Origin of the sequence: Brotaphodocola sp. (assembly GCF_050873065.1) — a bacterium.
GTDB lineage: Bacteria > Bacillota > Clostridia > Lachnospirales > Lachnospiraceae > Brotaphodocola.
The window spans coordinates 1-20,193 of record NZ_JBNMIC010000003.1; the positions used below are offsets into that span (position 1 = coordinate 1).

Consider the following 20,193-nt stretch of genomic DNA (forward strand, 5'->3'; position numbering starts at 1 on the left):
CTCGCGCCGAGGCGCGGTTGCTTTGGCAACCATCTTCCCCTGCGCCGAGTGCGCATCCTTGCGGAGCATTTTTTGTATGATAGGACGCAATTTCCTATCATACAAAAAAAATCCCTTAAAGGGATTTCTCAGGGTGGATAAAGGGATTCGAACCCTTGGCCTCCAGAGCCACAATCTGGCGCGCTAACCAACTGCGCTATACCCACCATATATCATTTTGTCATACTTTTCAGTATGCAAATGAGCCTGAAGGGATTCGAACCCCCGACCCACGGCTTAGAAGGCCGTTGCTCTATCCAGCTGAGCTACAGACTCATTCTCGAAAAACAAAAGTTTTTCGGAAGCGGGCGATGGGAATCGAACCCACGTATCCAGCTTGGAAGGCTGGTGTTCTACCATTGAACTACGCCCGCAGATTGGCTTGATCTGCCTTGTTGTGTTGTCACACAGTCGGGGTGACAGGATTCGAACCTGCGACTTCCTGGTCCCAAACCAGGCGCTCTAGCCAAGCTGAGCCACACCCCGGATGTTTTGAAATCGCTTGTTCCAGCTCTGTTTCCGTTTCAACCGCTGTCGAACAACGCGAGTATCATTATAAAACACACTTCGGTATTTGTCAACACTTTTTGCAAAACTTTTTTTATTTTTTTATCTTGCCCATTTTCCGCAGAAAAACCATTCAAAATGCGCGTAATTCCGATCCGCTTTGCCGACAGATTCAAGTCCCTCTGACCGCATCGCCAATCATCATACAGATGTGCAAAGCAATCGGAATCACCACGCATTTCTCTTAGAGGTATCTTAGAGGTAATAGGTGTGGAAATGCACCCTTCCGTCGTCCTCCATATCCATGATCATATAGGATGGACGGCGCCCCTCCTGTCTCGGGTAGGAGAGACTGCCCGGATTGAGGATCGTCACCTGATCGCCAATCTCGAGGTAAGGGCGATGGGTATGGCCATACATCGCAATGTCACAGCCTCTCTCGATCGCCTCCTGCTCAAGCGTCTCAACGCCGAGCGAGACGTTGTAATAATGGCCATGCGTCAGGAAAATCCGATGCGGTCCGAGATCAAGCTCGATCTCCCTCTCGAGCGAGGAGAAAAAGTCGTTGTTTCCGCGAACCATGACAATCTCACATCCCTCATTGACCCACTTGGGAATCTCCACCTCACTTCCCTCTGCATCTCCGAGATGAATCATCATGTCAAGAGGAGCTTCCTCCTTCAGAACCCATTTCAGGTTGTCATCCTTCCGATGCGTATCACTCACAATCAGAATTTTCATCTACTCCATTTCCTCCCCGAGAACTTTTCGCAATTCTTCTTTCATCGCCTCGAGCGCCTTTCCTCGATGGCTGATCTGGTTCTTCTGCTCCATCGTAATCTCTGCCGACGTCTTTCCGAACTGAGGAAGATACAGAATCGGATCATAGCCGAATCCGCCGCAGCCTGCCGGCTCCTTTGCAATCAGCCCTTCCATCGTCGCCTCTGTGTGAAGCACACGACCATCCGGAAGCACAGCCGCAATGTTGCACACAAAGCGCGCAGAACGCTCCCCGCCCTCGGCTCCCTCAAGCCGGTCAATGATCGCCTGGTTCTTGATCTCATAAGAAGTCTCCTCACCGAGATAACGCGCAGAAAGGATTCCCGGCTCTCCCCCGATATAATCCACGACAAGTCCGGAATCATCTGCGAGGACAATACCTCCTGTGCAGTTCCAGACCGCGCGTGCCTTGATCTCTGCATTCTCGGCAAAACTCTGTCCATTCTCCTCGATCTTTGGTGTTGCTCCCGCTTCCTTCATCGATACAATCTCACAGCCGAGATCCCCGAGAATCTCCCGGATCTCTCTCATTTTTCCGGCATTTCCGGTTGCAAATACAATTCTGTGTTTCATTTATTATCCTCTCTCCCTCTGTTTCTCCCCATCAAAGGTTCTATTCATGTATCCATGATTCTGTGTTTCTGAATTCAAGCTGCCGCTCATCCGCTCGTTTTCTCTGTCTTCGTGTAGGCTTTCAGGCACAGGTTGCACTTCTGGGCATCCTCCGTTCTCTCCCACATCGTTCCATCCGGGCTCACATATCCCTCTCCATCGCTCAAATCAACGCGGAAACGGCCGTCTCCCGTGTCGTACTCGACTGCGGCAGGGTGAACTGCCCCCGGCGTCTTTAAGCGCACCATGACCGCAAATCGCGTCCCTGGCAGGACTTGAACCTGTCGGTCAAGAGAGATCGTGTAATATCCCGCATCGTCAACCGTTCCTTTTCCGCAGAGGAACTTTGTCTTTTTTGCACCGCCTGCGGAGAGTTTCGCCTTCGCTGATTCCTGATTTTTCGGAATGTCCGGAATCACATAGACCTCATACTCCGTGTTCGAATCCGTCGCATAAAATCCGACTGCACAGACATTCTCCGCCGTCTCCCCGGACTGATACACATTTGCCGCCCAGACCGTCTCCTCTCCATAACCGATCTGACCGAGCCAGCCGCACAGGTCACTCTGATAAATCCGGCTGTAATTGTCCGGATCTTCCGTCTTTGAATAGAGCAGATTGGTCTTTCCGAGGTTCCGGTCATAATAGGAGACATAGAAATATCCTGCCTCGCCAAACTGGGTGCCCCAGCTGTTCTCACACAGATAAGCTCCGTCGCCCGGGACTTCGGTTGTAAAATTCTCCGCCGGGAAATCATCGTCCCAGCCCACAATCACCACATCGTGGTTCGGCGCCTCGTCCCCCGGATAACAGTAAGCCTGCGTGTTCTGATTGTAGTAAGCCGTGTCATTTCCATCTTTCTGAAGTTCTGTGTAGAGCGAACTCTGCACGCCTCCCGTCGTGTAAACCGCGCGCTTGATCGCCTCGCGGTCCCCGGAGGGCAGAAGGCGGATTTCCTGAACATGTTTGGAAGGGGAGAGTCCCTCCGGCGAAACTCCGTCACCGTAAGGATCTTCCGACTCGAGAACCGGTCCGCGCCACGACAGAAGATAGGCCATCGCCATCACATAGTCACCGCCCTCCTCCGAGCTCAAAATAAAGTCCGGGTCGTGCACCATGTGATCCTCCGAAAAGTCGTATGACTCGTCCGGAAGCAGGGAGCTCTCAAGTGCCTGCATCGCCGCAAAAGCCCAACAGGTTCCGCGTTCTCCCTGATCTTTGACAAAGGACGTTCTTCCGTCTTCCCGCGCATCATAGCGCCTTGGGAGAGCCTCTCCCCGGGACTCCTCTGTCCCGCCTTCCGCCTCCCCGGTCTGTTCTCCCGCCGTCCCATCTACTTCACTCTCACGTTCAGCAAGATCCACACCTGCCGTCTGCCCGGACTCTATCGTGCCCGCATTTTTCTCTCCCCAGCCGCCTGCGCAGCCGGAGACTGCAAGAACAGTGCCCAGAATGATGAACAGGCGCGCAGGAATAAAAAAACCGTTGGATCCGCTGTGTGAAATACTACTTTTCTTCATGCTCCGGTTTGCGCTTCGGCGGCTTCGGTCCGAGGAACTGGTAGAAGTACGTCTTCATCATGCCATTATAGATTTTGCGGTTGCGGTCTGCCTTCCGTCCCATATATCTCTCCACATCCTCATAGGAGGTGATGATAAATGCAGACCAGCTGTCAAGAGCCGCAAACCGCTCCCCGATCTGGCTGTACAGCTCCGGCAGGTTCTTCTTGTCCTCAATACGCTCTCCGTAAGGCGGGTTTGTGATCAGGAAACCATACTTTTTCGGATGACTCAGCTGGCTCACCGGGCGCTGCTGGAAGTGAATCATATGACCGACTCCCGCTGCCTCCGCATTCGCTCTCGCGGACTTGATGATGTCCCCGTCCACATCGTATCCCTGAATATCGACGCTCACGCTGTCATCCACAAGCTCCTCGGCCTCATCCATCGCCTCATACCAGCATTTGCGCGGAATCAGATTCTTCCAGTCCTCAGACAGGAAGGAACGGTTCATTCCCGGCGCCATGTTTGCAGCGATCATCGCCGCCTCGATCGGGAACGTTCCACTTCCGCAGAACGGGTCGACAAGGATTCTGTCCTTATTCCACGGAGTCAGCATGATCAGCGCTGCGGCGAGCGTCTCCGAGATCGGCGCCTTGCTCGTAAGTTTGCGGTATCCGCGCTTGTGCAGGGACTCTCCGGTTGTGTCGAGCGCCACTGTGATCACATCCTTGTAAAATGCTACGCGGATCGGATAGGAAGCGCCTGTCTCCGGAATCACGCCGACGCCATATGCGTGCTTCATGCGATCCACCATCGCCTTCTTCATAATCGACTGGATGTCCGACGGGCTGAACAGCTTACTCTTGATCGAGTTTGCCTTTTTCACCCAGAATTTTCCGTCAACCGGAATATATTCTTCCCACGGAAGTGCCTTCGTCTTCTCAAACAGCTCATCAAAGGTCACTGCCCGAAACTCTCCGACTTTTAACAGAACTCTCTCTGCTGTCCGCAGAAAGACATTTGCCCTGCAGATCGCCTCCGCATCTCCGATGAAAGTCACCTTTCCATCTTCCACGCGAGAAATCTCATAGCCAAGATCCAGAATTTCTCTCTTGAGGACCGCCTCCAGTCCAAAGTGACAAGGTGCAATCAGTTCGTAGGTTTTTATCGCCATATTTTTTATTTTCTCCTGCTGAATAATCTTACAAATGAATCGTAGAATATATTATTTTTTGTTCGTGGCAATCCCCTAGCCCAAGGTGATCTCCTTGACAACCTTTCCGTCAAAGTCCAGAATCCGGAATGTCTTTCCGTCCAGAATCGCATAGGTCGCCGGATTTCCGCCCTTCGGGATCGATACAGAACCCGGATTGAGGATGTAGTTGTCTCCCACCTTGTCTGCGCGAAGCAGATGGGTGTGGCCGTGAACAAGGATATCTCCTGCCTTTAACGGCGGCATATGCTCCTCGTTGAAGACATGTCCATGAGTTGCAAAAAAGGTGAGATCGTTGAGCTCAAGCAGCGCATAGTCTGCCATCACCGGGAAGTTTAAGACCATCTGGTCCACCTCTGCCTCACAGTTTCCGCGCACGGTGCAGATCTCATTTTTGCGCTCATTGAGCATGGCGATCACTTCCTTCGGCGCATACTCCTTCGGAAGATCATTTCTCGGTCCGTGATACAGAAGATCACCGAGCAGAATCAGACGCTCTGCGCCGGAACGGTCATAGGCCTCCAGCATTTTTCTGCAATACCATGCAGATCCGTGAACATCTGATGCAAACATGTATTTTTTCATCATATCTTTCTTCTCCCAGTCGCCCTTCCGTCTCAAAAATTCTGACAGATGCGGCAACGGTTCTCCTTCCTTTTTTTCAGGTAACTGTCGCAATTTTGGCACAGAGCAAACGGCGACAGGTGTTTTTTATCGTCTCCTGATTGTTACATAATATTTTATAACCTTGCCAGATAGTTGTCAACGAAAGACACTATCTGTCCACCGTAATATATTTTCCGCGGTAGCCGTCCATTCCGCCATATAAATCTGCTGTCTGAAAACCCATCGCGGACAGCTGACGCGCTGCAAGCAGACTGTTCGGTCCATGATAACAGTAAAGAACGATCAGACGGTCTCTCGGGAATTCTAAGATCCTCATCCGCCAGGAATCTCCCGGAAAATTGATCGCTCCCTGAATATGTCCTGCCTCATAATCCCGGCGTTCCCTTAAATCCGCCAGAAAGAGCTCCCTTCCTTCGTCAAGATAGCGTTCCAGATCCCTGCTGCTGATCAGACACCACATGCCAGCCCCTCTATCGTCCTCTTTTTATCAGAATATGTAAGGGCACACCACTTTGTCCCAGATTTCTCCGGGATGAAATGGTATGCCACTTTTCGCGTATTTTCGATCTCAATCGGATCTGCTGTCTGAAAGCCCATTTGCGGGCTTCACTCAGATTTACTGTTCTCTCTGATTGTTCTGATTACTCTGATTGTTCATCTTGTTGCGGGATGAATTTCTGCCGTAGCTTTTCTCGTAATCATCGCGCTCTTCCCCGCTGTTGTTCTCACTGCGGTTTGAGTAGGAATCCCGGCTGTTGTTTCTCGCGTTATTTCTGCTGTTGTCTCTGAAGCTGTTTCTGGAATTGTCTCTGGAATTGTTCTGACTGTTGCTGTAAGAATCTTTCATGTCATTTTCCTCCTGAACATCATAATTTTTAATGCAGGATTAGTATGAACCTGTGATGTCTCATCTATACCGCCAGATTCTGGCTTCCAGATCTGGAAATTCATCGCCGTTTTAGAATGCAAAGCACCGACAAAATCCATTGGTGTTTGTGCAACACGAAAACGCCGACACTCCCTGTGATTTGCCCGCTTCCAGACAGTTAATCTCTTGCATTTTTCCGGCGTATAACGTATAATAAACTAGAAGAAAATCGATTTCCCTTAAAATCATTTTCTTCAGCCTTATTAATTATTTTATACTCCCCTCAGAAAGAGTCGGAACAGCTCCCCTGTCCCGGCTCTTTCTCCATTCATGCAGAATTCCGCAAGATAAAAAATCCCCCAACGATTGACATAGAGCCCTGATATAGAACCAGTAATAAAAACAATAATTGAGAACGTGTATCTACGCAAAAAGACGGCAAAAGGCCGTAAAACGCCTCTTCCCGTCTCATTTTTTCTGTCTCGTCCTGCTGTCCTGTTCTATTTTCGCATCTTTCTTTTAACTGATCCTGGTCTGACAGATTATGTGAAAATCAGAATCGATTAGAATACACTGACAATCTTGATCGGTGTGCGGTAATTCCACTTGGAAACCTTAATTCCGGTACGCTCTGTGGAAGCGTGAACGATCTTGCCGTCACCAATGTACATTGCTACATGGCTGATGCTTGATCCCTTTCCGTAGAAAATCAGATCGCCCGGCTGCATATCGTTTGAAGTGATCTTGTGTCCCTGTGTTGCCTGAGAGCTTGAGGAACGGTTCATGGAGATTCCTGCTGCGTGCTCCAGAACGTATTTTACAAATCCGGAACAGTCAGCTCCGGTGTGCGGGTCATTTCCGCCTGCACGGTACTTTCCGCCGACAAACTGAAGCGCATATGCGACAACATTCTGACGAGCATCTGCTTTCGCCTTTACTGCTGCTTCCTCTGCTGCTTTTGTCTCCTCTGCTGCCTTCTTCTCTGCTAAAGCTTTCTGAACAGCGATGTCCGGGCCGGCCTGCATATCAATAACCTCTGCCTCAACATCTGCTGCCTCTTCTTCCTCAACCTGTACTTCTTCCTCGACAACAGCTGCTACATTTGCGATTTCCGGAATCTCAAGCTCCGGAAGATTTAAAGCCTCAGAGATTTTGATTGCCTTTGTTGAGGTCTCTGCACGGGATACCATAGGGTTTGTCCAGAATACAGAACCTGTTGTCAGCACTGCTGCAGCTATGTAAAGTACCGATTTATTCATTTCTTACATCCACTCCAATCCAGAATTTTTCCTATATCTATTTTGCTTGTTTATATGTTCTCAAAGCAATGCCGGCGAGCGCTTTCACCGTCTTACAGCTTCCAGCTCTCTTCCGGCACCTTAATTATTACATAATTATTAAATATGTTACATCGTTATTATACATATCAAGATTGGAGGCGTCAAGTTTTTTGGACCATTGTTTACACTTTATTAATATTTTGTGACGGTTTCTCTTAAAGATTTCTCTGTTTTTTTGTCACTATTGACTTATGACGTTCCTTTATCTTCCTCTCACGAACCACATCACAATCATGACAAGGAAGATAATCGGAAGAATCGGAATCAGGATGCTCAAGATTCCTCCGACAACCGTGATGATCAGTGTGACAACCAGCACAGCCACAAGAACAGCCGCGAGCTTCCAGTACCACTTGTTTAAATCATAGTAATGCACACTGGAATTCCCCGTAAAGATGCCTCCCTGCGCCTGCGGCTCGCCCTCATTCCGGGTCTCACCCGCATAACCGCTATCCGCGCTCGAAGAGCCAAACGGAATGAAGGAGCGGTATTCCTCAAACATTCCCTCTCCGGCTCCCGGAGTCGCATCCATGATCGTTCTCGCAATCAGGCGCGGATCTCCGAGTTCTTCCATCACGTCTTTCTCGGATCTTCCCTTCTGTACCTCCGCCCGGATATAGTCGCTGTAATAGCGCAGATTTTCCCGCACAGTCTCAGGCGGTACATTTCCGGAAAGGGCTGACTGAAGCCCCTGTAAAAATTCTATTTTATTCATAATTGTCCTCGATTCTAGTCGTCTAGTCATTCTGTCTAGTCGTTCTGCTCTTTGATGTCACCTCTGCGGAATGCTGCCACCAGCTCGGTTAAATCATCGATCATCGCTTTCAGCTCTTTTCCCTTGTCGGTATTTCCAACCATCACCCTGCTCTTCATCTTCTCCACGATGGAGACACGCGGAGTGCTCTCCACATTCGGGTTAAACGGTTTGTGTTCAGCGAGCGCTAAATGATTTGAATTGTAGATCAGCGTGTAACCTGCAATTCCGGTATATTTCTGGTAAGCTTTTGACAGACCTCCGTCAATGACAAAGAGTTTTCCGTTTGCCTTCACCGGTGTCTCCCCGTCCTTGATCTTCACCGGCACATGGCCGTTGATGATGTGGGATCCGTGTTTCGGAAGTCCAAACTCCTCAAAAATCCGGTCACAGACTTCCTCTTTCTGACTCAGCTTGTAATACGGATTCATGTGCTCCCTCTGGAGGGACTTGTCCGCAATGAAGTAATGCTCAAACGTCGTCATCTTATCTTTTCCAAAGACCGGCGACTTTGCCCCGCACCACAGATACCACATGAAGTCTCTCGCACGCTCCTTGCCTGGTTCTCCGTCGTTTAAGAAGTACGCCTGACGGATCTGGCCGCTGATGTAGTCCATCAGCGCACGGCCGGACAGTGCCTCCCCGTCACAGATCATCTCCTCAAAGCTGCCGTCCTCCTTCATCGGAATGCATCCGTGATACATGAGATTTCCATTGCAGCACTTGTAGAGTTCTCCGCGCGCATAGAGGAAACGAATGTGGCGGTGGAGAAGTTCACTGTGTTTGAAAGAGAGCACAAGGGTGTGGAGAAGTTCCTCCTCTTCCTTGGAAAGTTTCAGCGGATGCGCCGGATCGATCGTCGGGAAATTCGTGTCGAGAAGCGGATAATTTTTTCCGTCAATGCACACGGTTCCGGCATTGTAATCAACCTGCTCAAGCAGGATGCGGTCATCCATCTTGTACCCCGGATGGCGGCGGATGATCTGTCCCTCCACCTTGAACTGGAGTACAGCAATCGCCTTGTGCATCTTCGCCGCAAGTCCCGGATCTACCGCATCGTAAATATTCTGATCAAGGATCTTCGGCGTAAACCGCGTGCACGGGTCATCGCGGTAAACTTTTGCCGCAAACATCGAAAGCGGGCGCAGGTTGATTCCATATCCATCCTCAAGCACATCAAAGCTGTTGTAGCTGATTGCGATTCTCAGCACGTTGCAGACACACGCCGGGTTTCCGGTCGCCGCTCCCATCCAGGAAATATCATGATTTCCCCACTGGATATCGACATCATGGAACTGCATCAGCTCATTCATGATGATGTCCGCGCGCGGTCCTCGATCAAAAATATCTCCGATGATGTGCAGGTTGTCAATCGTCAGGTTCTGAATCAGCTCACAGATCGCGGCGATAAACTTATCTGCCACCTTCGTGTCGATAATCGCACGGATGATTTCTCCATAATATACCCGTTTATTCTCATCATTATAATCCACATGGAGAAGTTCGTCGATGACGTAGGCGAACTCCTTGGGCATCTTTTTTCTGACCTTGGAGCGGGTGTATTTTGACGCAACCACCTTGCAGATCTCCACAAGGCGATAGATCGTGATTCTCTGCCAGTCTTCGGTGCACTTTTCCTCCGCAATCAGGCGCGCTAAATTCCGGTCCGGGTAATAGATCAGGTTTGCCAACTCCACCTGCTCGTCTTCCGGAATGATATGGCCGAAGGTCTCACGGATCTTCTCACGGATGATTCCGGAAGCACTTCTGAGCAGATAGACAAACGCCTCATACTCTCCATGAAGGTCGCTGAAAAAGTACTCGGTTCCTTTCGGCAGACCACAAATTGCCTTTAAATTAATGATCTCACTTGAAGCTGCCTTGACACTCGGATATTCCCTCGCCAACAGCTTCAGATATTCCAAATCTCTCATACTATGTTTTCTCCTACTCTGTTACGGCCCGCACTACTTACACACTGCACAGCCGGTAACGAACTTTCCCGTCTCTCCCCATCCTGTCATGTCGGCAGAATCTGCTGCCACCACTGTATCATACGGCATTTTCCGTCCAGAAAATGCCTACCCATGTACAGTAACTCCGCTTTTTCTGCGATCCCGTCTTCTCATTGCTTTTTCCATAAAATTATAGTAGCATAAAGTAATGTTGGGGTCAAAGATATTTTGCCACTGTACCCGATAGGCACTGTTACTGTACAGCTTTTGTCCTCTCATGCAAAATCAGAGGAAATCCTACGAAACTGGAGGAAATACACATGGAACAATTATATGTTTTCGGAACCGGAAATGCCGCTGTCACCCACTGTTATAACACCTGTTTTGCCATTAAGCAGGACGACCAGTTCTTCATGGTCGACGCCGGAGGCGGCAATGGGATCCTGCGCATTCTCGAAGATATGCACGTCCGCTATGAGCAGATCCACCATCTCTTCGTGACCCACGAGCACACCGATCACCTTCTCGGAGTCGTGTGGATGGTCCGCTTCGTCGCAACCCGCATCCTGAACGGAAGCTACGAGGGTGACTTCCACATCTACTGCCATGAAGATCTCGTCTCCACAATCGATACCTTCTGCCGCCTGACACTTCAGGGCAAGCTTTACCGCCTGATCGGTGACCGGATCCATCTGACCGCTGTTCACGACGGGGAAACCCTTCACATTTTGGAGAGCGATGTGACATTCTTCGACATCCACTCCACAAAGGCAAAGCAGTACGGATTCACAATGACGCTCAAAAACGGCAAGCGCCTGACCTGCGCCGGAGATGAGCCGTACAACGATCTGTGCGAGAAATACGTTGCAGGCAGCGACTGGCTTCTCCATGAGGCATTCTGTCTCTACGAGGACCGTGAGCGCTTCAAACCGTATGAGAAGCATCACAGCACCGCAAAGGATGCAAGTGAGCTTGCTGAGCGTCTCGGCATCTCCAACCTCGTGCTGTGGCACACCGAGGACAAGACTCTCGCAACCCGCAAGGAACTCTATACCGCGGAAGCCCGCAAATATTTCCACGGGAATGTCTATGTTCCGAATGATGAGGAGATCATCGATCTCTAAACATTCTCCTTTCAACCCATCATTTCCCGTAACGTAAATAAGATAAAAAAGATCTGGCTGTTGAAATTCTTCAGCCAGATCTTTTTTATCATTCATTTTATAAACCTATATACAGGCAACGAGGCGAGTTTGCAGGATTTTACTCGCCATCGGAGCCGTAATTTTTACCAGTTTAGTCCGTCTTCGGTGTTCCGTCAAATCCAAGAATTGTTCCGTCCGGTGTCGTCGTGTTCGTGAGCATCACACCGTTCTTGTCACAGTAATATCTCTTTCCGTTCCAGTCGATCCATCCCGTCTTCATGTAACCGTCCTCACCGAAGAAATACCACTTTCCGTCAATCTCTTCCCAGTTGTTCTTCGTGTAGCTCTTATCGCTGTGCTTGTACCACCAGCCGGTCTGATCGGACAGCCACTCACCCGTCACAGGCATGCCTCCGCCTTCTCCGTTTCGGATTCTTGCGGCATCCTCAGAACTCAGTCTGATGACCGTCGATTCTTTCCAGGTTCCCTTATTTTCCGTATTGACCTTATTGACCGGGCGCACCTTGACCTGATAATCTCCCGGCTTCGTCATCACGTTCTGGAAATTGTAATGAGGCACCTCCGTCGTGAGCATTGTCGCTCCAACTCCCTCACCATTGCGGTAAAGGCGGACTTCATAGCTTCCTGCCCCGCGGACCTCTTTCCAGATCGCATAGCCATTGTTGGTCAGCGTGACATCCGACTGGTCGCCGACACTCTCTGCCAGCGACGGCAGCTTGACAGTCAGCTTCAGGGTCTCGGAGGAATCCTCCTTCGTTGCCTTGACATAGGTCGCACCGGAAATCTTAACGGAACTTGCTTTCGTCAGCGAGAAATAATATCCGGCCTCCGCTCTCAGATAAATGCTGATTTTCGGAATGTCGTCCGTTCCCCACTCAAATCCGTCATTCTCCACATCATAGTAATCGTAGTAATACTTTCCGCCCTTGACGCTCACATCAATGGTCTCTTCTCCGATTCGAGTCTCCGGCTGGATCTGGGCCTCAACCTCGATATTCACAGAACTGATCCTCTTTCTGCTCGCTGCAAAAACAGGCATTGCAGCCATCCCAGCAAACAGGCATCCGAGTACCAACAGGCCCGCTGCCTTCGCTGTTATCTTTGTCTTTCTCACTTGTTCCCCCTCCATCTCCATATCATTCTATCCCGTACGCCCCGTTTTTTCTCTTTCTCTCGGTCACTCTTTTCTCAGAACATACGGGCCTCTCATGGGTGCTGTTTTGTGCACACATTTTCTGTATTTTCACTCTATTACATGACAACTCTTCTGTCAAGGGACTTCCCTGTTTCGTAAACTTTAGAACAAAATCGTAAGAAAAAAGACCGAAGATGTACAGGCATTTCTGCCATATACATCCTCGATCTTTTTGTACTTTATCCAAGCTGATTTATTTTATTTTGCGTAATCAGTTGCACGAGACTCGCGGATCACATTTACCTTGATCTGGCCCGGGTATTCCAGCTCATCCTCGATGCGCTTGGAAATCTCGCGTGCCATCAGCACCATATCATCATCGGAAACCTGCTCCGGAACGACCATAATGCGAACTTCACGACCTGCCTGAATGGCAAAGGACTTGTCTACTCCCTTGAAGGAGTTCGTGATATCCTCAAGCTGTTTCAGACGGTTTGTGTAAGTCTCAAGGGTCTCTCGTCTTGCACCCGGTCTTGCAGCGGAAATCGTATCTGCCGCCTGCACCAGACATGCAATCAGACTCTGAGGTTCTACATCTCCATGATGGGACTCCACCGCATTGATCACAATCGGGGACTCCTTATACTTCCGGCACAGTTCTGCACCGAGCTGTACATGAGAGCCTTCCATCTCATGGTCAACGGATTTTCCGATATCATGCAGAAGACCTGCACGTTTTGCCATGCGAACATCCACACCGACCTCAGCTGCGAGAAGTCCGCAGAGCTGAGCGACCTCAATCGAATGTTTCAGAGCGTTCTGTCCATAACTGGTACGGAATTTCATCTTTCCGAGCAGTTTCACGAGTTCCGGATGGATTCCATGAATTCCAACCTCAAGCGTTGCAGACTCACCGTCCTCACGCATATTGGACTCCACTTCGCGCTGTGCTTTCTCCACCATCTCCTCGATTCTTGCCGGATGAATACGTCCATCCACAATCAGGCGTTCCAGGGCGATCCTTGCCACCTCACGGCGAATCGGATCAAAACCGGAAAGAACAACTGCCTCCGGGGTATCATCGATAATCAGTTCCACGCCGGTCAGGGTCTCCAGAGTACGGATGTTGCGGCCTTCACGTCCAATGATTCGGCCCTTCATCTCATCATTCGGAAGCTGAACAACCGATACCGTGCTCTCAGCCACATGATCAGCCGCACATCTCTGAATGGCGGTTACCACATAGTCTTTTGCCTTCTTATCGGCCTCTTCCTTTGCCTTGTTCTCCATCTCCTTGATCATCTTGGCAGTGTCATGCTTGACCTCCGCCTCAACAGACCGGAGAAGATATTCCTTGGCCTGCTCCGTTGTCAGTCCCGAGATTCGTTCCAGTTCCTCGATTCCCTTCTCGTAGAGGGCCTCTGTCTCGGCGTTGCGCCGGTTCAAAGCCTCCTCACGGGCAGCGAGGGCTGATTCCCGTTTCTCCATGTTCTCTGATTTCTTGTCCAGATTTTCTTCCTTGCTCAGTACACGCCGCTCATAGCGCTGAAGTTCCGCTCTTCTTTCCTTTGTCTCTTTATCCAGCTCATTCTTCGTCTTTAAAGACTCTTCCTTCGCCTCCAGGAGAGCTTCTCGCTTCTTTGTCTCTGCCGTCTTTAACGCTTCATCTATTATCTCTCTGGCTTTTTCTTCCGCAGTCCCGATCTTCGCTTCGTAAGTCTTCTTCCGATTCGCAACTGCCAGACACCAGCTAATAGGCGCCACAACACACAGTGTTATTATAACCGCTATTACTATCATGACACAGGAGCACCTCCTTATTTAGTTTTCATTGTACACCAATACAACACTACAATTTTAAACTGTTTTATGCATTATGTCAAGCGTAACAGGGGTCTGCGCCAACCCTCTGGGTAACTTTTATTTCCATGAAAATCCGTCTGTTTTTGACAAAATTCTCATCAAAAATCCGTGTCGTTCCATTCGCTCCCGGATGCCATATTTTCCATTGTCCTGCGGATCACATCCCAAGAAAATCCCCGCCTTGCAAGCGCCGCTGTCAGTTTCCGGTATGCATCCGCCTCCAGTCTCTCCCCGGCCCGATAACCCTTCTTTTCGAGAAAAGCGCGAACCTGGCGCTCCTCCTCAACCGGCTCCTCCTCAAGGCAGGAGGCGATGATCTCCCGATTCACTCCCTTGCGCTCAAGGGCTGCGCGGATCTGGCGCGCGCTCTTTTTTCCGGACTGGGAGCGGATAAATCTCCCCGCATATGCCTCGTCATCGAGATAACGGTATTCCTTCAAAAAAAGAACGGCTTCTTCGATTTCGTCCTCCGAATACTCCCGTTCCAAAAGTTTCTGTCTGAGCTCCTGTTCTGTGCGATCCCGGTATTCGAGAAGAGAGAGTGCACACTCTCTGGCACTCCTCCTCTCCCGGATACGCGATCCTGCACGGTTCGTGCTGTCACAGCCCTCTGAACCACCAACATCTCCCAAGGCTTTACAGTCTCTTTTGTCGGTGTCAAATTCTGTCCCTGCACGTCGTCGTCCCGCCCAGCCTGTCTGCTTACTCCTCACCGTCAGTCTCCGCCTCATCCGCGGTCTTTCCTGTGCTCTCCGGCATCACCGGGCTTCCCTGAAGACCATGAATGGCGCGGACTTTCTGCTCAACCTCCGCGAATACTTCCGGATGTTCTTTGAGATAAATCTTTGCATTCTCACGACCCTGTCCAATCTTTGAGCCATTGTAGGCATACCAGGCACCGCTCTTCTCGATCACGTTGTCCTTCACTGCCAGATCAATGATATCTCCCTCTCTCGAGATACCCTGACCGAACATGATATCAAACTCTGCCTCACGGAATGGCGGTGCAATCTTATTCTTGACTACCTTGACGCGGACATGGTTTCCGACAACCTCACCGCCCTGCTTGATCGCCTCGACACGGCGCACATCCAGACGAACGGAAGAGTAAAACTTCAGCGCACGTCCGCCGGTCGTCGTCTCCGGATTTCCGAACATGATGCCGACTTTCTCACGAAGCTGGTTGATGAAGATGACGGAACAGTTGGACTTGCTGATGATACCGGTCAGCTTTCGCAGTGCCTGAGACATCAGACGCGCCTGAAGACCGACATGGGAATCGCCCATCTCTCCATCAATCTCTGCCTTCGGTACAAGAGCTGCCACAGAGTCGACAATCACGATATCCACGGCACCGGAACGCACCATCGTCTCCGTAATCTCAAGACCCTGCTCTCCGTTGTCCGGCTGGGAAATATAGAGGTTATCAATATCAACGCCGATATTCTTTGCGTAAACAGGATCCAGAGCATGCTCTGCATCGATAAATCCGGCAATACCGCCTCTCTTCTGTACCTCTGCAACCATGTGAAGTGCAACCGTCGTCTTACCACTCGACTCCGGTCCGTAGATCTCAATCACACGTCCCTTCGGCACACCGCCAAGTCCAAGTGCAATGTCCAGACTGATCGAGCCGGTCGGAGTCGTCTCGATATTCATATTTGCTCCGGAATCTCCAAGTTTCATGATCGATCCCTTGCCATAGGATTTCTCAATCTGCGTAATCGCCGCATCCAATGCTTTCAGCTTATCATCTTTATTCATGTCTTCCTCCATACGAACATACGTTCTTTCTATGCTTATAATCATAGTATAATCTTGGGGTTCTGTCAACTGTTTTTTCTTGGTCAGAAGTCGCCATTAAATTCTTTTGGTTTCTTTTTACGGCTCTGTCCGGTGGATAAAGTCCTGTAAACACGCTCGCGCTCCGGGTTCGACGTAATGGTGCATAAGACCGCAAACTACGCGGTCTAAACACCAACGTCTCACACGGGTTTGCAGAATCTTTCCCGCCGTCAGAGCCTGTTTTCTCTATTTTCACCTTCTCTCCGTAATTTTAGTAAAAGCAAAATATATTTTACATCTAAATCCCCTAAGAAAGAAAACCGGAATGGATTCTAACTTGGATTAGATTTAAACAGAAAAATATATAAAGGAATTATCAAATCGTTGTGTATACAAAAACCTTATAAAATAACTATTATAGTTTGTGAATCTCTGGCGATGCGCCCTGAATAAAACAGATAAAATTTTGTGAACTCTAAAAAGACCTATTTAAAAACCTGCTGTCACAAACACCCTGTGTCGTGATGGGGGACACAGGGTGCTTGTTCGTGTTAGGAATTCCGATTTCAAAAAGGACTAAGGATTGTTTCCTGCATTTATTATGGTCTTAGTATAGCACATCATTTTCCGAAAAAAATGTATATTGTTTAAATAGATTCTGAAGAAATTATTAAGATTCCTACAAAGGATTTTTTCGTCAGATTTTCCTGGATTTTCACGTGTAAGTGTGAAGGTGCGGGAACGTTGCGAATAATCTATAACTAACAGAACAACCAGAAATATCCGGGAGATTTTCATGGATCAAGCAAGACTTCTCATAAATGGAAACGATGACTGTTCTCTGACCGGATCAGGCATTGGTGTTGCCGTGCTCGATACCGGATGCGCTCCCCATCCGGATCTCAATGGACAGATCAGAGCCTTTTTCGACATCATCGGGCGCAGATCCCTGCCCTACGATGACAATGGCCACGGAACCCACGTCTGCGGCATCATCGCCGGAAACGGTTCGCTCTCCGGCGGGCGCTTTCGCGGAATTGCCCCGGGATGTAACCTGATTCCGGTAAAAGTCCTCGATCGTCAGGGAAGCGGACGCGCCTCCGATGTACTCGCCGGGCTGCGCTGGATCCGCCAGCATCAAAAGCAGTTTGATATCCGAATCGTCAACATTTCCGTCGGCTCCTTCTCCCGCAGAAATATGGGGGAGAATTCCGTTCTCGTCCGCGGTGTCGATGCCGCCTGGGATGCCGGCCTTGTCGTTGTCGTCGCTGCGGGAAACCGCGGGCCGGAGCGAAGCTCCATCACTACCCCGGGCATCAGCCGAAAAGTCATCACCGTCGGCTGTTCCGACGATGAAAAGGAGATCCTGATCATGGGGAACCGCATGGTTCATTACTCAGGGCGCGGGCCTACCTGCTCCTGCATCTGCAAACCGGATATCATTGCCCCGGGAGCATCGATCACAAGCTGCTGTGCCTCGTCTCCGGGATATATCGCAAAGAGCGGAACAAGCATGGCGACCCCTCTCGTCTCCGGAGCGATTGCCCTGCTCCTCGAAAAATATCCCGATATGTCAAACCGCGATGTCAAACTTTATTTAAGAGAAAAAGCCGTCGATCTCGGGCTCCCCCACAACCAGCAGGGCTGGGGAATGCTCGATCTCAAACGGCTCTTAGAATAAAAATCGCACGTCAATCACTGCGCACTATATTTTACAGAACACGCACACGCAGAACACCCTGAATTGCATTCAGTTTCTGAACGAGAATATCATCCGGAACGGACTCAAGATCCATCAGCGTGTATGCATACTTATCACGGCTCTTGTTTGTCATGTCGGAGATGTTGATTCCGCCGCCTGCAAGAACGCCGGTGATCTGACCGATCATGTTCGGAATGTTCAGATGAAGCACTGCCACACGGGATGCGCTCTTCTTCACACCCATATCACATGCCGGGTAGTTTACGGAGTTGCGGATATTTCCGTTCTCGAGATAATCCATAATCTCCTTCACTGCCATCTTCGCACAGTTGTCCTCAGACTCTGCCGTGGAAGCACCGATGTGCGGGGTGACAATCGCGCCCTTCATATGTACGGATTTCGGATTCGGGAAATCGGTCACATAGTGCTTTACCTTGCCAGACTTAAGTGCCTCTGCCATCGCATCCTCGTCGACGAGAAGATCACGGGCAAAGTTCAGGATGACAACACCATCCTTCATCTGCTCAAATGCTGCCTTGTTGATCATTCCCTTTGTGCTGTCAAGTGCCGGCACGTGAAGGGTGATGTAATCACACTCCTTAAAGATCGTGTCGAGATTTGTCGTGTGCTTGACATCTCTTGAGAGCATCCATGCCGCCTGAACAGAGATGAACGGATCATAGCCGTACACTTCCATGCCGAGTCCGGCAGCTGCATTTGCGACCTCTGCACCGATTGCACCAAGTCCGATCACGCCAAGTTTCTTTCCGCGGATCTCACATCCTGCGAACGCCTTCTTTGCCTTCTCAACAGACTTCGCGATATTGGCATCCTCCGCATTGTCGATGCACCAGTTGATTCCGCCGAGAATATCGCGGGAAGCCATCATCAGAGCTGCAATCACCAGCTCCTTTACGGCATTTGCATTTGCACCCGGAGTGTTGAATACGACAATTCCCTCCTGTGCACATGCGTCAAGCGGAATGTTGTTGACACCTGCTCCGGCACGGGCAACCGCCAGCAGGGAGTCCGGGAACTCCATCTCGTGAAGAGAAGCACTGCGGACGAGAATGCCCGCTGCCTCCTTCACATTATCCGTCAGCTCATAATCTGCCGTCAGCAGATCTGTGCCGTGTTTCGAAATTGCATTTAAGCAGTGAATTTTTCTCATGCCTGATGTGCCTCCTCAAATTTCTTCATGAACTCTACCAGTTTCTCCACACCCTCAATCGGCATTGCGTTGTAAATGCTTGCACGCATACCACCCACAGTGCGGTGTCCCTTTAAGTTTACAAATCCGGCTGCGGTCGCCTCTTTTACAAACTCCGCATCCAGATCCGGGTTGCCTGTCACAAACGGAACGTTCATCAGGGAGCGGTCTTCCTTTGCAACCGTTCCGTGGAACAGCTTGCTCTGGTCAAGGAAATCGTAGAGAATCTTTGCCTTCTTCTCATTGTACTCTTTCATTGCCTCAAGACCACCCTGCTTCTTGATCCACTTGAATACTTTTCCGCAGATATAAATGCCGTATGCCGGCGGGGTATTATACAGAGATTTTGCATCTGCCTGTGTCTTGTACATGCAGATTGTCGGGGTTCCCTCGAGCACATCCTCCGTCACAAGATCCTCTCTGACAATCACGATGACAACGCCTGCCGGTCCCACATTCTTCTGTGCGCCGCCGTAGAGCAGACCGTATTTTGTCACATCGATCGGCTCGGACAGGAAACAGGAAGAGATATCGGATACTAGCGGTTTGCCTTTCGTGTTCGGCAGAGTTTTAAACTTGGTTCCGTAAATCGTGTTGTTCTCACAGATGTAAACGTAATCGGCATCTTCATCAATCGGCAGATCGGAGCAGTCCGGAATGTAGCTGAACGTCTTGTCTTCACTTGAGGCAACCGCAACTGCCTTTCCGTACTTCTGAGCCTCTTTGTATGCCTTCTTCGCCCACTGTCCGGTGATGATGTAATCCGCAACGCGATTTTTCATCAGGTTCATCGGAATCGCTGCAAACTGCAGATGTGCACCACCCTGCAAAAACAGAACTTTGTAATTGTCCGGAATGTTCATCAGATCGCGCAGATCCTGCTCTGCCTCCTGAATGATCGTCTCAAACGCCTTGGAGCGATGACTCATCTCCATAACAGACATGCCGGTACCCTTGTAATCCAGCATTTCCTCTGCTGCTTCTCTCAGAACTTCCTCCGGCAGTACAGCCGGGCCAGCCGAAAAATTATACACTCTTCCCACGTTTGTTCCTCCCTCTCTCTGTTCTCTCTTGGAGTTTTCCTTCATGTTTCGTCCACAGAAACATGCAAATGAAATGACAGATTTCTGTGAAC

General features: G+C 49.9%; 19 protein-coding genes and 4 tRNA genes. 2 read left to right on the plus strand and 21 right to left on the minus strand.

Annotated elements, in window-relative coordinates; genetic code table 11:
* Nucleotides 1-132: 132 nt before the first annotated feature.
* The 15 genes from ACR0QE_RS01500 to ACR0QE_RS01570 all read right to left on the minus strand — a co-directional run bounded on the left by ACR0QE_RS01500 (nucleotide 133) and on the right by ACR0QE_RS01570 (nucleotide 10,176).
* Nucleotides 133-206: transfer RNA gene (locus tag ACR0QE_RS01500), tRNA-His, on the minus strand.
* Nucleotides 207-241: 35 nt separating this feature from the next.
* Nucleotides 242-315: transfer RNA gene (locus tag ACR0QE_RS01505), tRNA-Arg, on the minus strand.
* 27 nt (nucleotides 316-342) lie between these two features.
* Nucleotides 343-413: transfer RNA gene (locus ACR0QE_RS01510), tRNA-Gly, on the minus strand.
* 37 nt (nucleotides 414-450) lie between these two features.
* Nucleotides 451-525, minus strand: a tRNA-Pro gene (locus ACR0QE_RS01515).
* Between the two features lie 276 nt (nucleotides 526-801).
* Nucleotides 802-1,287 (minus strand): YfcE family phosphodiesterase, encoded by a 486-nt coding sequence (locus tag ACR0QE_RS01520; protein ID WP_432626620.1) that lies wholly within the window; start codon nucleotides 1,285-1,287, stop codon nucleotides 802-804.
* On the minus strand, nucleotides 1,288-1,899 hold the full coding sequence (rdgB, locus tag ACR0QE_RS01525; protein ID WP_432626621.1) for an RdgB/HAM1 family non-canonical purine NTP pyrophosphatase: 612 nt from the start codon (nucleotides 1,897-1,899) through the stop codon (nucleotides 1,288-1,290).
* Nucleotides 1,900-1,985: 86 nt separating this feature from the next.
* Nucleotides 1,986-3,458: a lectin like domain-containing protein gene (locus ACR0QE_RS01530; RefSeq protein ID WP_432626622.1), complete on the minus strand. Its 1,473-nt coding sequence runs from the start codon at nucleotides 3,456-3,458 to the stop codon at nucleotides 1,986-1,988.
* A complete protein-coding gene (locus ACR0QE_RS01535) occupies nucleotides 3,445-4,608 on the minus strand; it encodes a THUMP domain-containing class I SAM-dependent RNA methyltransferase (protein WP_432626723.1) in 1,164 nt (387 codons plus the stop codon). Before ACR0QE_RS01535 ends, ACR0QE_RS01530 begins: the two co-directional genes overlap by 14 nt.
* 81 nt (nucleotides 4,609-4,689) lie before the next feature.
* Nucleotides 4,690-5,241 carry a phosphodiesterase gene (gene yfcE, locus ACR0QE_RS01540; RefSeq protein WP_432626623.1) on the minus strand — a complete coding sequence of 184 codons (552 nt, stop codon included), beginning with the start codon at nucleotides 5,239-5,241 and terminating at the stop codon, nucleotides 4,690-4,692.
* 187 nt (nucleotides 5,242-5,428) lie between these two features.
* Complete coding sequence (locus ACR0QE_RS01545; RefSeq protein WP_432626624.1) at nucleotides 5,429-5,740, minus strand: rhodanese-like domain-containing protein; 312 nt, start codon at nucleotides 5,738-5,740, stop codon at nucleotides 5,429-5,431.
* Nucleotides 5,728-5,877, minus strand: coding sequence for a hypothetical protein (locus ACR0QE_RS01550; protein ID WP_432626625.1), 150 nt, complete (start codon nucleotides 5,875-5,877; stop codon nucleotides 5,728-5,730). Before ACR0QE_RS01550 ends, ACR0QE_RS01545 begins: the two co-directional genes overlap by 13 nt.
* 19 nt (nucleotides 5,878-5,896) lie before the next feature.
* Nucleotides 5,897-6,127: a hypothetical protein gene (locus ACR0QE_RS01555; protein WP_432626626.1), complete on the minus strand. Its 231-nt coding sequence runs from the start codon at nucleotides 6,125-6,127 to the stop codon at nucleotides 5,897-5,899.
* A gap of 584 nt (nucleotides 6,128-6,711) precedes the next feature.
* Complete coding sequence (locus ACR0QE_RS01560; protein WP_432626627.1) at nucleotides 6,712-7,407, minus strand: C40 family peptidase; 696 nt, start codon at nucleotides 7,405-7,407, stop codon at nucleotides 6,712-6,714.
* Between the two features lie 283 nt (nucleotides 7,408-7,690).
* Entirely contained in the window at nucleotides 7,691-8,203 is a 513-nt protein-coding gene (locus ACR0QE_RS01565; RefSeq protein ID WP_432626628.1) for a DUF1700 domain-containing protein, read from the minus strand.
* Between the two features lie 35 nt (nucleotides 8,204-8,238).
* Nucleotides 8,239-10,176 (minus strand): fructose-1,6-bisphosphatase, encoded by a 1,938-nt coding sequence (locus tag ACR0QE_RS01570; protein WP_432626629.1) that lies wholly within the window; start codon nucleotides 10,174-10,176, stop codon nucleotides 8,239-8,241.
* A 335-nt stretch (nucleotides 10,177-10,511) separates the two neighbouring features.
* Here ACR0QE_RS01570 and ACR0QE_RS01575 point away from each other — a divergent pair, with 335 nt between their 5' ends.
* On the plus strand, nucleotides 10,512-11,321 hold the full coding sequence (locus tag ACR0QE_RS01575; protein ID WP_432626724.1) for an MBL fold metallo-hydrolase: 810 nt from the start codon (nucleotides 10,512-10,514) through the stop codon (nucleotides 11,319-11,321).
* A 172-nt stretch (nucleotides 11,322-11,493) separates the two neighbouring features.
* Here ACR0QE_RS01575 and ACR0QE_RS01580 read toward each other — a convergent pair whose 3' ends face one another.
* From ACR0QE_RS01580 to recA, 4 genes are all read right to left on the minus strand, one after another.
* Complete coding sequence (locus ACR0QE_RS01580) at nucleotides 11,494-12,477, minus strand: cell wall-binding protein (RefSeq protein ID WP_432626630.1); 984 nt, start codon at nucleotides 12,475-12,477, stop codon at nucleotides 11,494-11,496.
* A 279-nt stretch (nucleotides 12,478-12,756) separates the two neighbouring features.
* Complete coding sequence (gene rny / locus ACR0QE_RS01585; RefSeq protein WP_432626631.1) at nucleotides 12,757-14,298, minus strand: ribonuclease Y; 1,542 nt, start codon at nucleotides 14,296-14,298, stop codon at nucleotides 12,757-12,759.
* Nucleotides 14,299-14,459: 161 nt separating this feature from the next.
* The gene (locus tag ACR0QE_RS01590; RefSeq protein WP_432626632.1) at nucleotides 14,460-15,092 is read right to left on the minus strand and encodes a regulatory protein RecX; all 633 of its coding nucleotides are present in this window, start codon (nucleotides 15,090-15,092) and stop codon (nucleotides 14,460-14,462) included.
* The gene (gene recA / locus ACR0QE_RS01595; RefSeq protein ID WP_432626633.1) at nucleotides 15,064-16,125 is read right to left on the minus strand and encodes a recombinase RecA; all 1,062 of its coding nucleotides are present in this window, start codon (nucleotides 16,123-16,125) and stop codon (nucleotides 15,064-15,066) included. The genes ACR0QE_RS01590 and recA overlap by 29 nt, the downstream gene beginning before the upstream one ends.
* Before the next feature lie 817 nt (nucleotides 16,126-16,942).
* Here recA and ACR0QE_RS01600 point away from each other — a divergent pair.
* Nucleotides 16,943-17,827 (plus strand): S8 family peptidase, encoded by an 885-nt coding sequence (locus ACR0QE_RS01600; RefSeq protein ID WP_432626634.1) that lies wholly within the window; start codon nucleotides 16,943-16,945, stop codon nucleotides 17,825-17,827.
* Nucleotides 17,828-17,858: 31 nt separating this feature from the next.
* On the opposite strand, the gene ACR0QE_RS01605 is transcribed toward ACR0QE_RS01600, so the two are convergent.
* The gene (locus tag ACR0QE_RS01605) at nucleotides 17,859-19,019 is read right to left on the minus strand and encodes a phosphoglycerate dehydrogenase (RefSeq protein ID WP_432626635.1); all 1,161 of its coding nucleotides are present in this window, start codon (nucleotides 19,017-19,019) and stop codon (nucleotides 17,859-17,861) included.
* A complete protein-coding gene (serC, locus tag ACR0QE_RS01610) occupies nucleotides 19,016-20,101 on the minus strand; it encodes a 3-phosphoserine/phosphohydroxythreonine transaminase (protein WP_432626636.1) in 1,086 nt (361 codons plus the stop codon). Before serC ends, ACR0QE_RS01605 begins: the two co-directional genes overlap by 4 nt.
* Nucleotides 20,102-20,193: the final 92 nt, after the last annotated feature.